The sequence below is a fragment of the Pseudomonas sp. AC083 genome (assembly GCF_979253165.1).
The window spans coordinates 63,577-82,654 of record NZ_CEEDDH010000013.1; the positions used below are offsets into that span (position 1 = coordinate 63,577).

The following is a 19,078-nucleotide window of genomic DNA, read 5'->3' on the forward strand; positions in this document are numbered from 1 at the left end:
ATGAGTCAGGAATGGGATGCCGGTCGGCTGGACAGCGACCTCCAAGGCGTAGCGTTCGATACCCTGGCCGTCCGTGCCGGTCAGCACCGCACGCCGGAAGGCGAACACGGTGACCCGATGTTCTTCACCTCCAGTTACGTGTTCCGCACCGCTGCCGATGCGGCGGCGCGGTTTGCCGGCGAAGTGCCGGGCAACGTCTATTCGCGTTACACCAACCCGACCGTGCGCGCATTCGAAGAGCGCATCGCCGCGCTGGAAGGCGCCGAGCAGGCCGTCGCCACGGCCACCGGCATGGCCGCGATCATGGCGGTGGTAATGAGCCTGTGCAGTGCTGGCGATCACGTGCTGGTGTCGCGTAGCGTGTTCGGCTCGACCATCAGCCTCTTCGAGAAGTATTTCAAGCGCTTCGGTGTCGAAGTCGATTACGTCCCGCTGGCCGATCTGTCGGCCTGGGATGCGGCAATCAAATCCAACACCAAACTGCTTTTTGTCGAATCGCCGTCCAATCCGTTGGCCGAACTGGTGGATATCGCCGCCCTGGCTGAAATCGCTCATGCCAAGGGCGCGCAGCTGGTGGTCGACAACTGCTTCTGCACCCCGGCGTTGCAGCAGCCGCTGAAGCTCGGCGCGGACATTGTCGTGCACTCGGCGACCAAGTTCATCGACGGTCAGGGTCGCTGCATGGGCGGCGTTGTCGCCGGTCGCGGTGAACAGATGAAAGAAGTGGTGGGTTTCCTGCGGACCGCCGGGCCGACCCTCAGCCCGTTCAACGCGTGGATCTTCCTCAAAGGCCTCGAGACCCTCAACCTGCGCATGAAAGCGCATTGCGCGAACGCTCAGGCGCTGGCCGAATGGCTGGAGCAGCAGGACGGCATCGAGAAGGTCCATTACGCCGGTCTGAAGAGCCATCCGCAGCACGAGTTGGCCCAGCGCCAGCAGAAGGGTTTTGGTGCGGTGGTCAGCTTCGAGGTCAAGGGCGGCAAAGAAGGCGCCTGGCGCTTTATCGATGCCACGCGGTTGATTTCGATCACCGCCAACCTCGGCGACAGCAAAACCACGATCACCCATCCAAGCACCACCTCCCACGGCCGTCTGGCGCCCCAGGAGCGTGAAGCGGCAGGCATTCGTGACAGTCTGATCCGCATTGCGGTCGGTCTGGAAGACGTGGCTGACCTGCAAGCTGACCTGGCGCGCGGTCTGGCGGCATTGTGATCGAGTTGTCCACACCCGCGGCCAACACCCATGGCCGCGTGGCGCTGGTCACTGGGGCTGCGCGCGGTATTGGCCTCGGAATCGCCGCTTGGCTGATCAGCGAAGGCTGGCAGGTGGTGCTGACCGATCTTGATCGGGTGCGTGGTTCGAAAGTGGCGAAGGTGCTCGGCGAGAACGCCTGGTTCATCGCCATGGACGTCGCCGACGAAAATCAGGTCGCGCTGGGCGTGGCCGAGGTATTGGGGCAGTTTGGTCGCCTTGATGCATTGGTCTGCAACGCGGCGGTCGCCGATCCGCACAACATCACCTTGGAAAGCCTCGATCTGGCGTATTGGAATCGGGTGCTGGCGGTGAATCTGAGCGGGCCGATGTTGCTGGCCAAGCACTGTGCGCCTTATCTGCGTGCGCACAACGGTTCGATCGTCAATCTGGCCTCGACCCGCGCGCGACAGTCGGAGGCGGACTCCGAGGCGTATGCGGCGAGCAAGGGCGGGCTGTTGGCGCTGACCCATGCGCTGGCAATCAGCCTTGGACCGGAAATCCGCGTGAACGCAGTCAGTCCTGGCTGGATTGATGCCCGTGATCCCTCGGTGCGTCGCGCCGAACCTTTGGCCGATGCCGATCATGCTCAGCATCCGGCGGGCAGGGTAGGGACTGTCGAGGACGTGGCGGCGATGGTGGCGTGGTTGCTGTCGAGGAATGCCGGATTTGTCACCGGCCAGGAATTTGTCGTCGATGGCGGCATGACCAAGAAAATGATCTACGAGCAGTGAAAGGCAGCTGCAAGCTGCAAGCTAAAGCAAGACGCTGGTGTGCCTGCTTTAGGTGATCCTGCTTTTTCTTGCAGCTTGCAGCTTGCAGCTTGCAGCTAAAACCCGTTTTTGAAAAAAACTCCAATCCTGCTATTGACTTAGCTTCGCCACCTGCGTAAATTTCGCGGCCTCGGAGATGCAAACGGGTGATTAGCTCAGCTGGGAGAGCGTCTGCCTTACAAGCAGAATGTCGGCGGTTCGATCCCGTCATCACCCACCACTCCCGAGAAGCTTGCGCAAGCAAGAGAGTAGGCTGAAAGTGCCTGCACCGACGCGCAGCGGTAGTTCAGTCGGTTAGAATACCGGCCTGTCACGCCGGGGGTCGCGGGTTCGAGTCCCGTCCGCTGCGCCATATTTTACGAGTCAGATTGATCTGGTTCGCGATTGCCAGGCACCGAAGCCGGTAATCAACACGAGTTACTTGAGCGCAAGCTCAAAGCGATACGCAGCGGTAGTTCAGTCGGTTAGAATACCGGCCTGTCACGCCGGGGGTCGCGGGTTCGAGTCCCGTCCGCTGCGCCATATCTGTTTCAAGGACCACTGAACGCCTTGAAGCGCCGAAACCAGTCGTAGGCTGAATCGGATCGATAGCAAAGACCCTGGTCGAAAGACCGGGGTTTTTTGTGTCTGAAGTTTGGCTATTCCCCTCTCGAACTCCTGCGCAAATCCTCCTGTAGGAGCTGCGGCACGCTGCGATCTTTTGATCTTGCTCTTAAAAAATCCAGATCAAAAGATCGCAGCCTCGTTTCACTCGACAGCTCCTACAAGAATCTCTGCAAGCCTCCTGCGGTGCCACGTCGCATTGATTTTTTTGATTATTTAGTCAGGTTTTTGTAATTGGTTGTTTGCTGTGGGCGCAGAAACCTTTAAAGTTAACCTTTCGGTCAGCTTTGCACTGTCAACACAGCTCTTTGCTTCGCCAGAAAGAGCTTCTGCACGACTCGAGATCCCCAGTAGATAACCACAAGGGCGGACCTATAACCGCCCAGAGGATGATCCATGTCCAACCGTGAAATATCCCGGCGCTCGTTCCTCCAGGGCGGGCTGGTGGCGGGTGTGAGCGTTACGCTTACGCCGCTCAGCAGTCAGGCGCTGGCTGCCTTGATGGAAAACAGCGTCACCGTGCCGTCCGAGAAATGGCTCGGCAATAACGGCAAGGCGCGGCAACGTAACGATGCCTTGTCCAAGGTCTGCGGCAGCAAGGTGTTTGCCCGCGACATCCGCGCCAAGGACATGCCTGGCTGGCCTGAGCAACAGGGTCACGCCATGCTGCTGAAAACCATCAAGGCCGACCGTATCTACGCAGGTTACGACCTGTCGTGGCTCGGCGCTGATCTGCAGCCGGACCGCATCGTTACCGCTGCCGATCTGGACAAGGACGGTATCGTCTTCCCCGAAGAGCACGCGCCTGATCCATTGCTGCCGGAAGGCAAAGTGCCGATGTTCATCGGGCACCCGGTAGCGATTCTGATCTGGAACGATTTCGAGCGTTTCCGTCAGGCCAAGAATCAACTCAAATTCAATGACAAAGCGATTCGTTACGGCGCCAAAGTGCCGTTCTACGAAGGCGATCCCTACGGCAGCTTCCGCTACGTGCGCGTCGGTGGCGCGACCTCGGCGGACGAAGACGAGTTCGCCAGCCTCAAGGATTCGATCCTGTTCCCGATGCTGAAGAACCGCCGTCCAGTGTGGAATGCATCGCCGAACCTGCATGGCAACCTCACCGAGCGCGGCCTGTTCTACGCCGACCGCATGAAGCAGGAAATCGACACGCCGCCGGACAACTGGCTGGTGTTCGATGAGCGCTACAAGACGCCGTCGATCGAACCGGCCGCCCTCGAGCCAGACAACGGCAACGGCTGGTACGACCCGAAAACCAAAACTCTGCATTTCGTCGTGGCGACGCAATGCCCGCTGGAAGTCGCGACCGAGACCGCGAAGATGATCGGGCCGTCGCGTTTCGGCCTGGCCAATCTGAACATGCACCCGGGCTATACCGTCGGCTATGGCTCGAAAGACCACAACATTTTTGTCTACTACGCAGCCCTGGCTGCGCTGTACGGCGCCGGTATGCCGGTGCGTCTGGCCAACGACCGCTACGAGCAGTTCCAGAGCGGCATCAAGCGTCACCCGTTCGACATCCGCTACCAGTTGGCCGTGGACAAGAATGACTACACCTTCAAGATTTTCCGCGCGGAAATGAGCGTCGACGGCGGCGGTCGGGTCAACTACAGCCCATCGGTGGCGGCGGTTGGCGCCACCGCAGCGCAGTCGATCTACTACATGCCGCAGAACGATCTGCAGGTCACCGCGTATCACTCGCGCGCGGTCGAGGCGGGTTCGATGCGCGGTTACGGCACTCTGCAAAGCATGGCGGCGACCGAAATGATGGTCGACGAGATCGCCAATCGCCTGGGTGTCGACGCCATCGATTTGCGCCGCAGGAATGCCCTGCGCTCCGGCATGAAAAACACCCAGGGTGCAATCCCGGCCGGTGCACTGCGCCTGCACGAAATTCTCGACAAGGCCTCGGTGCACGAAGTCTGGAAAAATCGCGACACGATCAAGCAGCAACGTGAAGCGGCAGACCCGGATAACTGGTACGGCGTCGGTTTCGCCATCTGCCAGAAAGACTTCGGCACCGGCTCCGAAGCGCCGATGGCCAGCATCGAATTCACCGCTGACGGGCGCATCACCCTGCGCCACATCGGTATCGAAATCGGCACCGGCATGTCCACTTCGCAAGCCTTGGTCGTCGCCGATTTCCTCGGCAGCCCGGCGCATGATGTGAAGACCGGAGAAACCGAGTGGCAGGAAATGCAGCTGATCACCAGCGGCAACCCGTACATCATGAGTCAGGCCGAGCAGGACAATCTGCTGCGCAATCCGCGCTGGGTCGGCAAGTTGGCGTCGGCGTCTTCGGCGACCAACTCCGCCTATTACTTCAGCCACGCGACCCGTGAAGCGGCGCGGGTGCTGTTCAACCACGGCTTGTGGCCCGCGGCGCTGGAGATCTGGCGTCAGGGTCCGTACGGCGGCCAGGCCAACCCTTATGTGGTGCGTCGCGAAGATGCGCATTGGGTCGATGGCAAGCTGACCGCCAACGGCATGCAGCCGCTGAGTTTCGAAGAACTGGCCAAGCGCGCCCACGAACGCGGTCTGGTGACGGGTGCCACGGTGCACGGTTTCAACCGTTGGAGCTGGGCCGAAGCCGAATACAGCATCGACGGTGTGCGCGAGCGCTTGCCGCTCGACGGTCTGGCGGTGAAATACGGCGATGGCGCGCCGCAAGCAAAGAAAGCGCAGATGAACAGCGCCGGCTTCCACTTGCTTGATCGGCAGAACGTCAACTACCCGGTAGTGCAGTTGAACAACGCTGCCGTGACCTATTACAGCCCGGTCGCGACGCTGGTCGAGTTGAAGGTCAATAAAGGCTCGGCGGAAGTTCAGGTGCTCAACCACCATTCGTGGATCGAGTGTGGTCGGGTGCTGGTTGAAGAGTTGGTCAAGGGCCAGCTCGAAGGCGGTATCGCCATGGGTATTGGTCATGCGCTGATGGAAGAGATGCCGTTGTACGAAGGCGGGCCGGGGGAGGGTGACTGGAACTTCAACCGTTACCGCCTGCCGATGGCGCGTCACGTTGCGGTGTGGAAGCAGACCGCGGAGATCCTGCCGCCGCTGTCGCCGAGCGATCCGTCCAAGGGCATCGCCGAAGTGGTGATGATCCCGATTGTCGGTGCCATCGGTAACGCCGTGGCGCACGCCATCGGTAAACGTGTTCGTGACTTGCCTATCACCGCTGCGCGCATCAAGGAGGCCCTCAATGGCTAACCGTCCGCTTCAACTGACCCTCAATGGTCAATCCGTCGGCCCGGTGGACATCCCTGATGACCTGCCGATGATCGACTACCTGCACGAATACAAAAACCTCACCGGCTCGCGGCTGGGCTGCGGTCAGGGGATCTGCCACGCCTGTGTGGTGATCGTCGATAACCCCGACGGCACCAGCGAGGAAGTGCGCACCTGCATCACCGGTGCGCATTACTTCGAGGGCAAGAAAGTTCGCACCATCGAAGGCCATGCCACTCGCGACGAGCAGGGCCAGGTCACCGAGCTCAATCCGATCCAGCAGCGCTTTGTCGACGAGTTCGCCTTCCAGTGCAGCTACTGCGCGCCAGGCTTCGTCAACGCCGCCACCGTGTTGGTCGAGAAGCTGCAGCGCCAGCCGATCGTCAAAAGTCAGCTGGAACAGGTGATCGAGGACAGCCTCGGCCATCACGTCTGCCGCTGCACCGGCTACGTGCGTTATTACAACGCCACGCGCAACGTGCTGACCGATCTTGGTCTGGTCAAGGAGGGTTGAGCATGAAGCGTTTACTGACCCGCTTGGCCCTCGCGGTCGGACTGGCTGCGCCGCTTATGGCGGCCCACGCCGACGATCAGATCAAGCGCGGCGAATACCTCGCCCGCGCCGCTGACTGCATGGCCTGCCACACCGCACCGGGTGGCGCGCCCTATGCCGGCGGCCTGCCGATCGTCTCGCCATTTGGCACGATCTACGGCACCAACATCACCCCGAGCAAAGAGCACGGCATCGGTCTGTACAGCGATGATGAGTTCTTCGCTGCGTTGACCGAAGGCAAGCGGCGCGACGGTGCGAATCTGTATCCGGCGATGCCGTACACCTCGTATCACCTGATGCCGCGCGCCGATTCCGATGCGATTCACGCGTATCTGAAAACCATCGAGCCGATCGAACGCGCCGCGCCGGTGACCAGCCTGAGCTTTCCGTTCAACGTGCGTCTGGGCCTGACCGGCTGGAACATGGTCTACGGCAAAGACGTCAAGCTGGAGCCGGCCGAAGGCAAAAGTGAGGAGTGGAAGCGCGGCCAGTACATGGTCGACGTTCTCGGTCACTGCGGCGAATGCCATACGCCACGCGGCCTGCCCGGCGCGATGCAAATGGACAAGCGCATGACCGGCGGCATTCTCAATGGTTATCTGGCACCGAGCCTGCTGGCCACCGACCTGGCCGCGCGCGGCTGGAATCAGCAGGATCTGAGCACGTTTCTGAAGCATGGCATGAGCGCGCAAGGAACGATGTTCAACGAAATGTTCCCGGTGTTTCACAACAGCACTCAAGGTCTGAGCGATGCTGATCTGGCAGCAATGGCGACATTCCTTCTCGGCGAGCAACCGCCACCAGCCAAAGAGCTCGTCGAAGTACCGCTGGACAAGCTCAGCGCGAGTGCCCAGCGCGGCCGTCAGGAATATCTGAACGTCTGCGCCGGTTGTCACGCGGTTGGCGGTGAAGGCAAACCGCACATTGCAGTGGCCATGCGTGGCAACACGACGTTGCGTCTGGAAGATCCGCGCAATCTGTTGCGAGTGATCGAGGACGGCATCGGCGAACAGAAGTTCTCCGGGTTCGAGCACATGCAGCCGATGCCGGGTTTTGCTGAAAAGCTCAGTCCTGAGCAATTGACTGATCTGCTCAACTACCTGCGTCAGGGTTGGGGCGGGCAGGGCGCTGAGCTGGCGGTGAGCGAAGTGCAGAAGCTGCAAGCCGACGCGCCGAGCGTCGAGCACAAGGCCCACTGATATGCAGCATCTCGATCTGCAAGTGGTGCGTAGGGCGCTGAAATGGTCGGTGGCCGGGCAGCGAATCTGGCTGTGCACGGTGCTGACCACTTACGGCTCGGCACCGCGCGCGCCGGGTTCGCTGCTCGCGGTGAACGAAGGCGGGCAGTGGATCGGTTCGCTGTCGGGCGGTTGCGTCGAGGAGGATTTTCTTGAGCGCGTTGCCGAAGGTGCGTTTCTCGAAGCAGTAAGCGTCGTGCGTTACGGCGAAGGCGATGATCCGCGCTCGCGGGTCAGTCTGCCTTGCGGTGGCATTCTCGATGTGTTGGTGGAGAAACTTGACGCCGACTGCGCGGTGCAGGCGCATCTGCGTGAACTGGAATCAGCGCTGCTGGGTCAGCGTCGTCTGCTTCGCGAAGTCGATCTGGCCAGCGGTGCGCGCGCTCTGTTTGCTGATCGCGAGCAGGGTGCGCGGATCGAGCGTGAGATCGATCGGGTGCGCATCCGTATTGGTGCAGCACAGCGTTTGTTGCTCGCCGGCTACTCCAGTGTGGCGCAGGCCTGTGCCGAGTTCGCGGTAGGACTTGGCTTCGAAGTGATTCTCTGCGATCCGCGTGATGAAGTGCTTGAAGGCGTGGTGCTCAATAGCGTGGAAATCCGTCGACAGTTGCCTTCGGTGTTCATTGCCGACGGTGGTTGTCATCGCGATACGGCGGTAGTGGCGTTGACCCATGATCCGCGCATCGACGATCTGGCGATGATGGAAGCGGTGCGCACCGAGGCGTTTTACATCGGTGTGATGGGATCGCAGCAGACGTCGCAGAAACGGTTCGAGCGCTTACGCCGCATTGGTGGCTTGAGTGAGGCAGAGCTGGCGCGGATTCATGCGCCGATCGGCCTCAACCTTGGCAGCAAGACCCCGGCGGAAATTGCGCTGGCGGTGCTGGCGGATATCCTGCGGATTCGTAGCGGGATCGCTCGGGATCAGCTCTGATCCTAAGCCTTGCTGAATCTACTGTGGCGAGGGGATTTATCCCCGTTGGACTGCGCAGCAGTTCCCTCCTGCTCAAGAGGGGGCGCTGCGCACCCCCCCCAACGGGGATAAATCCCTTCGCCACAATGATGTTTATAGGCCGTACTTATCGCGCAGCCCGTAATACCAAGCACCCAGCGCGGCAAACGGTGTGCGCAGCAATTGCCCGCCGGGGAAGGGATAGTGCGGCAGGTCGGCAAAGGCATCGAAGCGCTCGGCCTGACCGCGCAACGCTTCGGCGAGGACCTTGCCCGCCAGGTGGGTGTAGGTGACGCCGTGACCGCTGCAGCCCTGCGAGTAATAGATGTTGTCGCCCAGGCGCCCGACCTGCGGCAAGCGCGACAGGGTCAGCAGGAAGTTGCCGGTCCAGGCGTAGTCGATCTTCACGTCCTTGAGTTGCGGGAAAGCCTTGAGCATCTTCGGGCGGATGATCGCTTCGATGTTCGCCGGATCGCGAGCGCCGTAAACGACGCCGCCACCGAAGATCAAGCGCTTGTCGGCGGTCAGGCGATAGTAGTCGAGCAGATAGTTGCAGTCCTCCACGCAGTAGTCCTGCGGCAATAGCGCATTCGCCAGCTCATCGCCCAGTGGCTCGGTGGTGATCACCTGAGTACCGCACGGCATCGATTTGGCCGCCAGTTCCGGCACCAGATTACCGAGGTAGGCGTTGCCGGCGACGATGATGAACCTGGCCCTGACCTTGCCCTGCGGTGTATGCACAACCGGATTGGCACCGCGCTCGATGCGCACGGCAGGAGATTGCTCATAGATGGTGCCGCCGAGAGATTCGACTGCCGCCGCTTCGCCGAGCGCCAGGTTCAGCGGATGGATGTGGCCGCCGCTCATATCGAGCATGCCACCGACGTACTGATCGCAACCCACCACTTCGCGAATGCGGCGTTGATCCATCAATTCCAGCTGGGTGTGGCCGAAGCGTTCCCACAGGCGCTTTTGCGATTCCAGGTGCCCCATTTGTTTGGCGGAAAGGGCGGCGAATACACCGCCGTCCTTCAGGTCGCACTGGATGTTGTATCTGGCCACGCGCTCGCGAATGATCCGGCCGCCTTCAAAGGCCATTTCGCCGAGCAGTTGCGCCTGCTTGGGGCCGACCGTGCGTTCAATGACGTCGATGTCGCGGCTATAGCTGTTGACGATCTGTCCGCCGTTGCGGCCCGAGGCGCCAAAACCGACTTTCGCCGCTTCCAGCACGGTTACGCGAAAACCGTTCTCCAACAGGAACAGGGCGGACGACAGCCCGGTATACCCGGCGCCGATCACACAGACGTCCGTCTCCACATCATCCTGCAGCACAGGGCGTGGTGGTACGGCATTGGCCGACGCAGCGTAATAAGACTCTGGGTATTGGGTGTTCGCCATCCTGCCGCCTCTGTTTAATATATTTTACGAGTGCGTCGATCCTACCCGAGTTGAAAAACCTCCGCCAGCCACCGGAAACTCTTCGTCGCTGAGGCGAAATTAAATATTTTGCATATTCATAGGGTTAGGTGAAAAAAAGGTGTTGACACCCCTTCGGAATTCCGTAGAATGCCGCCTCACAGCAGGCACGTAGCTCAGTTGGTTAGAGCACCACCTTGACATGGTGGGGGTCGTTGGTTCGAGTCCAATCGCGCCTACCAAACAAAATCCGCTCTGCTGGGCGGTCTGGAAGGGCTCACCGAAAGGTGGGCCCTTTTTTGTTGTCTGCGATTTGCGCAACGCTTGTCCCGGTCTTTTCCGCTTCGCTCTGATCAGCGCTCCATTCATTACTGTTTGCGCAAAATGATCAAGCGCCATTTTGGTGCGTTCTTCTTCCATTTCGTTGTGGAAAACACCTGAATATCCAAAGGCTTACAGCTCTTTTTCTCCAACCGGTTATCGAAAAAGCCTTGTTGTATGTTGGGAATTTAAGTAACATCCGTTCCGCGTTCACCACCACGGTTTATGCATTTTTAAATCCCAAGCTTCCATCAGCTGCTTGGGATTTTTTTTGCCTGCGATTTGGCGTTTGGGCGCCTGTCTCTCCATCACCTCCAAGCGAGGCGCGGTTTTTTCGTCTACTACTGACTGGCCGATTTTCAACTCTTTATAAAGGAGTGCGTCGATGCTGAGTCAGTGGGTCCTGGCCGCTATTCATCTATTCGCGTTTGCCTTGGCTTTCTGGGCGGCGCTGACGCGCGGCACAGCTTTGCGAAAGCTCTCGGCGGGCACGGGAGAGGTCAAGCGCGTTCTGCTCGCGGATAACCTTTGGGGGCTTTCAGCTTTGACGCTGCTTATCACCGGAGCGATGCGTGCGTTTGGTGGTTACGAGAAAGGCTCTGACTATTACCTGCATCAGCCGCTGTTTCATCTGAAGATGACGCTGTTCTTGCTGATACTACTGATGGAGCTTGCACCGATGATCACGCTGATCAAATGGCGCATCGCATCCTCGCGCGGTGTGGCGCTTGATAGCAGACGTGCGAAGTTGTACGCGCGAATCAGTCATGTTGAAGCGCTGCTGCTGATCCTGATGATGGTCGCGGCGACAGGCATGGCGCGTGGCGTGATATTCGCTTAGAAGGCGAAATTCTCCGTGCTCTATCGGAAACGTCCGACAGCCAGCTCCAGGAGTGAAAGGTAATATCGGCGCAAGAAAGGAGGGGGCAAGTGAAAGGAGTCAGCATGCTTCAGGCGCCGTGCCCAGCGGGGTGAAATGCGGATGGCTAAACGGCGCGTGAATCTTTAGCCAGTCTTGCGCGACGGCAATAGGACTGGCTCCGTAATGCTAAGTGGCTCAGGGCGTTTGCGGCTTGTCCGGAGCGGTCAGGCCGGCCTGGATGCGTTGGTAAATTTCTTCACGGTGCACTGCCACGTTTTTCGGAGCGTTGATACCGATGCGGACTTGTTGGCCGCTGACTCCGAGGATGGTGATCGTGATGTCATCACCAATGTTTATGCTTTCACCGACTTTGCGGGTGAGTATCAGCATGGTCTTCTCCTTGATTGCTTTGTAGGGCACCTGATTCAGACAGTGCAGAGGTCGGTGGTATCTATAGATTAGTGCGAAGTCTCACGGTTTGGGTGCCTCTTTCTGACGCGCAGAAGCGGCATTAATTCCCAGGGCGTAACTATACAGAGGCTGCAATCATCATTCTCGTTGTTTTGTGCCCATTTTGCGGGGCTCGCGAAGTATTTTTGAATGATAAGATCGCCGCTTTACGAATTCCGAGGGAAGCGTTGTGCGCAAATTGGTTTGGCTGGTAGCGGCACTGGCATTGGCAGGCTGCGGTGAAGGCAAGAATGTAGATGCGCCGAAGCCTGAGACGAAGGTCGCGGCAGCGCCGGCGGCGGCTGCGCCTCAGTGGGATCTGGAAGTGCGTGGCGAGACTCCTCAGGCCGTCAGTGACCTGAGCGGCTGGTTGATCGAGCACGCTTTCGTTCCGACGGTCGTCAAGGACGGCAGCGGTAAAACACGAATTCTGATCGGTCCGTTCAATTCCCAAGCTGACGCCGAGGCGCGCAAGGTGCAGGTCGATGCAGCGCTGGTAAAAGCCAAGAAACAAAATATCGAATCGGTGGTGATCGAGCATCCCCTAACGCCATAAGGGAAGCGCCTTCAAAACACGCTGAACAGACATTAAAAAGGCCTCGAGCATAACGCTCGAGGCCTTTCTATTTCCACTGCAATCAGCCGCAGGCTTTCAGATTTACCGAGCCGACAAACTCGTTGCCGCGCCCCATTACGCACGCCACGCTCTGGTTGCGCTGACGTTCCCAGTCCTGCACTGGATAGGTCTTGTCCCACGCTTCGTACAACTGCCGATCCTGCTTCGATAGGCGCAGTCCGTATTGTTTGCTCATATAAAAATACGTGCGGGCGATCATGCCGCGAATCGAAGGGCGGGGCATGACCTTCTTGGCCTTGAAGTCGACCTGCGTCAGGCAAGAGCCATACTGACCGGACTGCACCGGCAACCAGCCGTAGCTGAAGTTGCTGCGGTCACCGTTGACCTCTCCAATGCTCGGCACCAGATTGTGCAAATCAGCTTCGGCCTTTTGATAAACCGGATCGTAACGCGTGCAATTTTTGCGTCCGCCTTGCTGCCAGCACTGTCGCTGATGGCCGATCTGCCAGGCCGGCACGATGTGCTCCCATTCGATTCTCGATGCACGCTTGGCGTTCTTGCGCGGCACATAGCCGCAAGCCTTCAGGTCGACCTTGTTGCCGGTGTACTTGCAGCCGCAGTAAAACTCCGTGGACTGCGGTGCATAAAGTTTCCACGCGGCTTTCTTGGCTTCGGAAAATGTACGTGGGGCGCCAGCCTGGGCACCCATGGCGAAAAACAACAACAGCAAAGCAACACAGCGGACACTCATTGAGTCAATCTTCCTTCGGCACAACCCAAAAAATCTGCACGCCACCGTCATCGCGATAAGCGAGGGTAACGTTGTCGTTCTCGTCGATTTCCTCGAGCAAGCGCTCCCAGTCGTCCATCGGCTCATCCGGCAGACGGAATATCAGTGCGGCTTTGGCTTTTTGTGCGGTGGGGGAATTGATGATTTTCTGAACGCGCATACCCATGCGGTCGTAAGCGTCAGGAGCAGCAGGAGAGGTGGCCACGAGGTTATCCTTATTAAGCTGTACGTGCATACAGTATTTAACTGTAAGCGATTTCGCAACTGCTTAAAATTCAAGAAAATCCTCTGACAGCGGGTTTCCGATTTTGGTGTAGGGCTTGTCGAGATTTTTGTGGGAAAAGTATTGGAAGGGTGTAAGCGGGGCACCACCTGCCAAGCTGGCAGGTGGTGCGCAATTGCCCGATCGAGACGTGATCAGGCGAAGGACAATCAGTATTCCCAGAACATCCGTTGCAGCTCTTTGCTGTCGTTGGTCTTGGTCAGTGCGACCATCGCCAGAATGCGGGCTTTCTGCGGATTCAGATCGTGAGCGACAACCCAGTCGTATTTGTCGTCAGGCTGTTCGGCGTTACGCAGGACAAAGCCGCCGGCGTTGACGTGGGATGAACGAATGATCTGCACGCCATCCTTGCGCAGCGCTTGCAGGGATGGAACCACACGAGAGGATACCGAACCGTTGCCAGTGCCGGCGTGGATGATGGCTTTGGCGCCGGCTTGGGCCAGTGCCTTGTAGGCGGTATCGCTGACGTTGCCGTAGGAGTAGGCAATTTCCACGTCAGGCAGGCTCTTGATGTTTTTGATGTCGAATTCCGAATCCATGGTGTGACGCTTGGCCGGCAGGCGGAACCAGTAGGATTTGCCTTCGACCACCATGCCCAGCGGGCCCCAGGCACTTTTGAATGCTTCGGTCTTGATGTTGATCATTTTGCTGACGTCGCGACCGGACTGGATCTCGTCGTTCATGGTCACCAGCACGCCTTTGCCGCGCGCTTCTTTGCTGCTCGCCACGGCGACGGCGTTATACAGGTTGAGCATGCCGTCTGCCGACATGGCAGTGCCCGGACGCATCGAACCGACGACGATGATCGGCTTGTCGGTCTTCTCGACCAAGTTCAGGAAGTAAGCGGTTTCTTCGAGGGTGTCGGTACCGTGGGTGATAACGATGCCGTCGACGTCCTTGCTGTCAGCCAGTTCGGAAACGCGACGACCCAATTGCAGCAGGTTGTCGTTGGTGATGCTTTCCGAAGCGATCTGCATGACTTGTTCGCCACGCACGTTAGCCAGTTTGCTCAGCTCGGGAATGCCGGCAATCAGTTGCTCGATACCGACTTTCGCTGCTTGGTAAGTGGCACTGTTGGCGGCACTGGCGCCAGCGCCGGCGATGGTACCGCCGGTGGCGAGAACAACGACGTTGGCCAGTTTGGTCTGGGTTTCGACTTCTTTTGCCTGAAGGGCAGTAGGCAGGAGCAGCAGGAGGGCCAATGCGCCCGGAATCAAGGTATTGAAAGCAGATTTCATTATTTTTCTCTCTAGTCGTGAGACGGTGCTGATGCAGGTTCATCTAGATGCGCCCCAAGCCGATCTGAATGCTTGAGGTGCAAGGACGGGAGCAGGATTCATACCATGCGTAATGTGCTGGCGGAAAATGTTTAACCCAATGATTTACATCAACATTTGTCGGTGGCTGGAGCATCGTTGAGGACCCATCCATCCGGGATTCCGAACGACAGCGGGATTCTTGTTCGGCTCGCCGATAGGCAATCTCTGAAAAGCCAGGCGGGTGACAAATCCCTGCTAAAGAAATGTGCTCCCAGGCCGATGCGTCCTCAAGGAAACCAAATCTTAGGAGTTCACATGTCACTGACGGTCGGTTTTGCCAATCCCGCTGCAGTCACCATCGGCGGTAAAACTGCAGCCACGATCAACACCCTGAACGACGCGACCAATGAGGCTTCGGCGCAGGCGCTGGGTACCGAGAAGACTGAAAAGAATCAGGTCAGAACTGGTGGTGGTCCTGTGCAGGAAAACAGTGAAACCGAGGCTGACAGCAATCTCAGCATCACCGTCAAGACACTGCTCAAGCGGATGAAGGAATTGCAAAAGCAACTTCAGGAGCAGCAACAGCAACTGGCTGCGGCTCAGGCTGCAAGCTATCCGACTCCCGAAGCGAAATCCCAGGCTGTGATGTCGATTCAGGGCCAGATCGCGCAAACCAGCGCCGCACTGGCAGAAGTGGCGGGTGCGTTGGTCAAGGAGATGTCGAAAAGCGCTCCCAGCGGCGGCTTGGTCAATACGACTGCCTGAAGCGCCAAATTGCCAATTCGGCGATTCGACCTACAACAAAAGACGATTTCTGATTGTTGACAAATGTCGGCGGGATTCTCATAGTTCGGTCTACGCAAACGTTTGCGCGGCTTGGAAGGGCATTTTCTCCCGGTGCCGTGACGTAGCTTACGTCAGCGCAAACGTTGCTCACAATAATCATAAGATCGGAGTGAACCCATGAAGCTGCCATTCGCCGCACGTCTTCTTGCTGTCGCTATGCTGGCTGCCACAGCCGCCGCACTACCTGTCTCCTCGGCTTTCGCCGAATCCGCAGAAAAACCCAAAGTCGCGCTGGTCATGAAATCCTTGGCAAACGAATTCTTCCTGACCATGGAAGACGGCGCCAAAGCCTACCAGAAAGAACACTCCGCCGATTTGGATCTGATCTCCAACGGTATCAAAGACGAAACCGACACCGCTGGCCAGACTCGCATCGTCGAACAGATGATCCTGGCCAAGGTGAATGCACTGGTGATCGCGCCTTCTGACTCCAAAGCCATGGTGCCGGTTATCAAGAAGGCCGTAGACGCCGGTATCACGGTGATCAACATCGACAACCAGCTCGATCCCGCCGTAGTCAAAAGTAAAAACATCAACGTGCCTTTCGTAGGCCCGGACAACCGCAAAGGTGCACGTCTGGTTGGCGAATACCTGGCCAAGCAACTGAAGGCGGGCGACGAGGTCGGCATCATCGAAGGCGTGTCCACTACCACCAACGCACAGGCGCGCACGGCCGGTTTCAAGGACGCGATGGAAGCCGCGCAGATCAAAGTGGTCTCGCTGCAATCCGGTGATTGGGAAATCGACAAGGGCAACAAGGTTGCCGCTTCGATCCTCAGTGAATACCCGGATGTCAAAGCACTGCTGGCCGGTAACGACAGCATGGCGGTCGGCGCCGTTTCCGCAGTCCGTGCCGCTGGTAAGGCTGGGCAGGTGAAAGTCGTCGGTTACGACAACATCAATGCGATCAAGCCAATGCTCAAGGACGGCCGCGTGCTGGCCACTGCTGACCAGTTTGCAGCCAAGCAGGCCGTGTTCGGCATCGAAACCGCACTGAAGATCATCAAAGGCGAGAAAGTCGACAGCGGTGCCAACGGCGTGATCGAAACACCGGTCGAACTGGTCACCCAGTAAGTCATCTGGCGACACAACGGCGCTCGTCCGTCCGGGCGAGCGCATGGAGATTTCTATGTCAGTTTCCGCCCCGAACGCTGTCCTCTCGGTCAGCGGTATCGGCAAGACCTATGCGCAACCGGTGCTCACCGGCATCGATCTGACGCTGATGCGCGGTGAAGTACTGGCGCTGACCGGCGAAAACGGTGCCGGCAAAAGTACCCTGTCGAAGATCATTGGTGGTCTGGTCACGCCGACCACCGGCCAGATGCAATTCCACGGCAAGGACTATCGTCCGGGCAGCCGTACCCAGGCTGAAGAGCTTGGCGTGCGCATGGTCATGCAAGAACTCAATCTGTTGCCGACGCTGTCGGTGGCGGAAAACCTGTTTCTGGATAATCTGCCGAGCAGCGCGGGTTGGATCAGCCGCAAGCAGTTGCGCAAGGCGGCGATCGAAGCCATGGCGCAAGTCGGCCTCGATGCGATCGACCCGGACACACTGGTTGGGGAGTTGGGTATCGGTCATCAACAGATGGTCGAGATCGCGCGCAACCTGATCGGCGATTGCCACGTGCTGATCCTCGATGAGCCGACCGCGATGCTCACGGCGCGCGAAGTCGAAATGCTCTTCGAACAGATCACCCGATTGCAGGCTCGCGGCGTTTCCATCATCTATATCTCTCATCGTCTCGAAGAACTGGCGCGGGTGGCGCAGCGTATTGCTGTGCTGCGTGACGGCAATCTGGTCTGCGTCGAGCCGATGGCCAACTACAACAGCGAGCAACTGGTCACCTTGATGGTCGGTCGCGAACTGGGCGAACACATCGACATGGGGCCGCGCAAGATCGGTGCTCCGGCGCTGACGGTCAACGGCCTGACGCGTTCGGACAAAGTCCGCGACGTCTCCTTCGAAGTGCATGCCGGGGAGATTTTCGGCATTTCCGGATTGATCGGGGCAGGGCGCACGGAATTGCTGCGGCTGATCTTCGGTGCCGATGCTGCCGACAGCGGCACCATCGCGCTCGGCTCGCCGGCCAAAGTCGTGAGTGTCCGCTCGCCAGTCGATGCCGTACGCAATGGCATCGCGTTGATCACCGAGGATCGCAAGGGCGAAGGGCTGCTGCTCAGTCAGTCGATCAGCGCCAACATCGCCTTGGGCAACATGCCGGAAATCTCCAGTGGTGGTTTCGTCAACAACGGCGACGAAATTTCCCTGGCGCAGCGTCAGATCGAAGCCATGCGTATCCGCAGTTCTAGCCCGACGCAGTTGGTCTCGGAACTGTCCGGCGGCAATCAGCAGAAGGTCGTGATCGGCCGCTGGCTGGAGCGCGACTGTTCGGTACTGCTGTTCGACGAGCCCACTCGTGGGATCGATGTCGGTGCCAAGTTCGATATTTACGGTTTGCTCGGCGAGTTGACCCGCCAAGGCAAGGCGTTGGTCGTGGTGTCCAGTGACTTGCGCGAGTTGATGCTGATATGCGACCGGATCGGCGTGCTCTCGGCGGGACGTCTGATCGACACCTTCGAGCGCGACAGCTGGACCCAGGATGATTTGCTTGCCGCCGCTTTCGCCGGCTACCAGAAACGTGATGCGTTGCTCAATGAAGCAGCGCCTAGGGATCTCCCATGAAAACTGCATCTTCTGCCAGTAAACGTAGTGGCAATTTCTTCGGCCTGGGTACTTATCTGGGCCTGGCCGGTGCCTTGCTGGCGATGATTGCGCTGTTCTCGGTCCTGAGCAGCCATTTCCTCTCGTACAACACCTTCAGCACCCTGGCCAACCAGATTCCCGACCTGATGGTGCTGGCGGTGGGCATGACCTTTGTGCTGATCATCGGCGGCATCGATTTGTCCGTCGGCTCGGTCCTCGCGCTGGCCGCATCGACGGTCAGCGTTGCGATTCTCGGCTGGGGCTGGAGCGTTTTGCCAGCGGCGCTGCTCGGCATGGCGGTGGCGGCTTTGGCCGGTACCATCACTGGCTCGATCACCGTCGCCTGGCGGATTCCGTCGTTCATCGTCTCCCTCGGCGTGCTGGAAATGGCCCGCGGTGTGGCGTATCAGATGACCGGGTCGCGCACTGCCTACATTGGCGATGCGTTCGCCTGGCTGTCGAATCCGATCGCGTTCGGCATTTCCCCGTCGTTCATCATCGCTTTGTTGGTGATCTTCATCGCGCAGGCGGTTCTGACTCGCACTGTTTTCGGCCGCTACCTGATCGGCATCGGCACCAACGAAGAGGCCGTGCGTCTGGCCGGGATCAATCCCAAGCCCTACAAGATTCTGGTGTTCAGCCTGATGGGGTTGCTGGCGGGCATCGCTGCGTTGTTTCAGATTTCACGTCTGGAAGCGGCTGACCCGAACGCAGGTTCAGGCCTTGAGCTGCAAGTGATCGCAGCGGTGGTTATCGGCGGTACCAGCCTGATGGGTGGGCGCGGTTCGGTGATCAGCACATTCTTTGGGGTGTTGATCATCTCCGTGCTCGCGGCCGGTCTCGCGCAGATTGGTGCGACGGAACCAACCAAGCGCATCATCACCGGTGCGGTAATCGTTATCGCTGTGGTGCTCGACACCTATCGCAGTCAACGCGCCAGTCGCCGGGGCTGAA

Annotated in this window: 17 protein-coding genes and 4 tRNA genes; 16 read left to right on the top strand and 5 right to left on the bottom strand. The window is 58.9% G+C overall.

Going from position 1 to position 19,078, the window contains the following annotated elements; translation table 11 throughout:
* The 9 genes from AC0IXA_RS18655 to AC0IXA_RS18695 all read left to right on the top strand — a co-directional run bounded on the left by AC0IXA_RS18655 (position 1) and on the right by AC0IXA_RS18695 (position 8,598).
* Positions 1-1,212: an O-succinylhomoserine sulfhydrylase gene (locus AC0IXA_RS18655; protein WP_471814288.1), complete on the top strand. Its 1,212-nt coding sequence runs from the start codon at positions 1-3 to the stop codon at positions 1,210-1,212.
* Positions 1,209-1,985 carry an SDR family oxidoreductase gene (locus AC0IXA_RS18660; RefSeq protein WP_071171659.1) on the top strand — a complete coding sequence of 259 codons (777 nt, stop codon included), beginning with the start codon at positions 1,209-1,211 and terminating at the stop codon, positions 1,983-1,985. The genes AC0IXA_RS18655 and AC0IXA_RS18660 overlap by 4 nt, the downstream gene beginning before the upstream one ends.
* A 183-nt stretch (positions 1,986-2,168) precedes the next feature.
* Positions 2,169-2,244 (top strand) — tRNA-Val (locus AC0IXA_RS18665).
* Positions 2,245-2,299: 55 nt separating this feature from the next.
* Positions 2,300-2,376, top strand: a tRNA-Asp gene (locus AC0IXA_RS18670).
* A 93-nt stretch (positions 2,377-2,469) separates the two neighbouring features.
* Positions 2,470-2,546: transfer RNA gene (locus tag AC0IXA_RS18675), tRNA-Asp, on the top strand.
* A gap of 477 nt (positions 2,547-3,023) precedes the next feature.
* A complete protein-coding gene (locus tag AC0IXA_RS18680; RefSeq protein WP_471814291.1) occupies positions 3,024-5,855 on the top strand; it encodes a xanthine dehydrogenase family protein molybdopterin-binding subunit in 2,832 nt (943 codons plus the stop codon).
* A complete protein-coding gene (locus AC0IXA_RS18685; RefSeq protein WP_016773947.1) occupies positions 5,848-6,387 on the top strand; it encodes a (2Fe-2S)-binding protein in 540 nt (179 codons plus the stop codon). The genes AC0IXA_RS18680 and AC0IXA_RS18685 overlap by 8 nt, the downstream gene beginning before the upstream one ends.
* 2 nt (positions 6,388-6,389) lie before the next feature.
* A complete protein-coding gene (locus tag AC0IXA_RS18690) occupies positions 6,390-7,625 on the top strand; it encodes a c-type cytochrome (protein ID WP_471814292.1) in 1,236 nt (411 codons plus the stop codon).
* 1 nt (position 7,626) lies between these two features.
* Positions 7,627-8,598 (top strand): XdhC family protein, encoded by a 972-nt coding sequence (locus tag AC0IXA_RS18695; RefSeq protein ID WP_471814294.1) that lies wholly within the window; start codon positions 7,627-7,629, stop codon positions 8,596-8,598.
* 132 nt (positions 8,599-8,730) lie between these two features.
* Here the strand turns inward: AC0IXA_RS18695 and AC0IXA_RS18700 are convergent, their stop codons facing one another.
* Entirely contained in the window at positions 8,731-10,014 is a 1,284-nt protein-coding gene (locus AC0IXA_RS18700; protein ID WP_125926745.1) for an NAD(P)/FAD-dependent oxidoreductase, read from the bottom strand.
* A 183-nt stretch (positions 10,015-10,197) separates the two neighbouring features.
* On the opposite strand from AC0IXA_RS18700, the gene AC0IXA_RS18705 reads away from it, so the two are divergent.
* A tRNA-Val gene (locus AC0IXA_RS18705) sits at positions 10,198-10,274 on the top strand.
* A gap of 464 nt (positions 10,275-10,738) precedes the next feature.
* Entirely contained in the window at positions 10,739-11,194 is a 456-nt protein-coding gene (locus AC0IXA_RS18710; protein ID WP_471814296.1) for a DUF2214 family protein, read from the top strand.
* 216 nt (positions 11,195-11,410) lie between these two features.
* Here the strand turns inward: AC0IXA_RS18710 and csrA are convergent, their stop codons facing one another.
* The gene (gene csrA, locus AC0IXA_RS18715) at positions 11,411-11,605 is read right to left on the bottom strand and encodes a carbon storage regulator CsrA (RefSeq protein WP_003179932.1); all 195 of its coding nucleotides are present in this window, start codon (positions 11,603-11,605) and stop codon (positions 11,411-11,413) included.
* 250 nt (positions 11,606-11,855) lie between these two features.
* Between csrA and AC0IXA_RS18720 the strand changes: the two genes are divergently transcribed.
* Positions 11,856-12,221 carry an SPOR domain-containing protein gene (locus tag AC0IXA_RS18720; RefSeq protein ID WP_024012401.1) on the top strand — a complete coding sequence of 122 codons (366 nt, stop codon included), beginning with the start codon at positions 11,856-11,858 and terminating at the stop codon, positions 12,219-12,221.
* Positions 12,222-12,303: 82 nt separating this feature from the next.
* Here AC0IXA_RS18720 and AC0IXA_RS18725 read toward each other — a convergent pair whose 3' ends face one another.
* From AC0IXA_RS18725 to AC0IXA_RS18735, 3 genes are all read right to left on the bottom strand, one after another.
* Positions 12,304-12,993 carry an endonuclease gene (locus tag AC0IXA_RS18725; RefSeq protein ID WP_024012402.1) on the bottom strand — a complete coding sequence of 230 codons (690 nt, stop codon included), beginning with the start codon at positions 12,991-12,993 and terminating at the stop codon, positions 12,304-12,306.
* 4 nt (positions 12,994-12,997) lie between these two features.
* Positions 12,998-13,267, bottom strand: coding sequence for a DUF1654 domain-containing protein (locus AC0IXA_RS18730; protein WP_122610297.1), 270 nt, complete (start codon positions 13,265-13,267; stop codon positions 12,998-13,000).
* A 197-nt stretch (positions 13,268-13,464) separates the two neighbouring features.
* A complete protein-coding gene (locus AC0IXA_RS18735; RefSeq protein ID WP_122747214.1) occupies positions 13,465-14,553 on the bottom strand; it encodes an asparaginase in 1,089 nt (362 codons plus the stop codon).
* 336 nt (positions 14,554-14,889) lie between these two features.
* Between AC0IXA_RS18735 and AC0IXA_RS18740 the strand changes: the two genes are divergently transcribed.
* The 4 genes from AC0IXA_RS18740 to AC0IXA_RS18755 all read left to right on the top strand — a co-directional run bounded on the left by AC0IXA_RS18740 (position 14,890) and on the right by AC0IXA_RS18755 (position 19,077).
* Entirely contained in the window at positions 14,890-15,339 is a 450-nt protein-coding gene (locus AC0IXA_RS18740) for a hypothetical protein (RefSeq protein WP_016774037.1), read from the top strand.
* A 198-nt stretch (positions 15,340-15,537) separates the two neighbouring features.
* Positions 15,538-16,494: a substrate-binding domain-containing protein gene (locus tag AC0IXA_RS18745; RefSeq protein WP_471814300.1), complete on the top strand. Its 957-nt coding sequence runs from the start codon at positions 15,538-15,540 to the stop codon at positions 16,492-16,494.
* 55 nt (positions 16,495-16,549) lie between these two features.
* Positions 16,550-18,103, top strand: coding sequence for a sugar ABC transporter ATP-binding protein (locus AC0IXA_RS18750; protein ID WP_471814302.1), 1,554 nt, complete (start codon positions 16,550-16,552; stop codon positions 18,101-18,103).
* Complete coding sequence (locus tag AC0IXA_RS18755; protein ID WP_016774040.1) at positions 18,100-19,077, top strand: ABC transporter permease; 978 nt, start codon at positions 18,100-18,102, stop codon at positions 19,075-19,077. The genes AC0IXA_RS18750 and AC0IXA_RS18755 overlap by 4 nt, the downstream gene beginning before the upstream one ends.
* Position 19,078 lies beyond the last annotated feature (1 nt).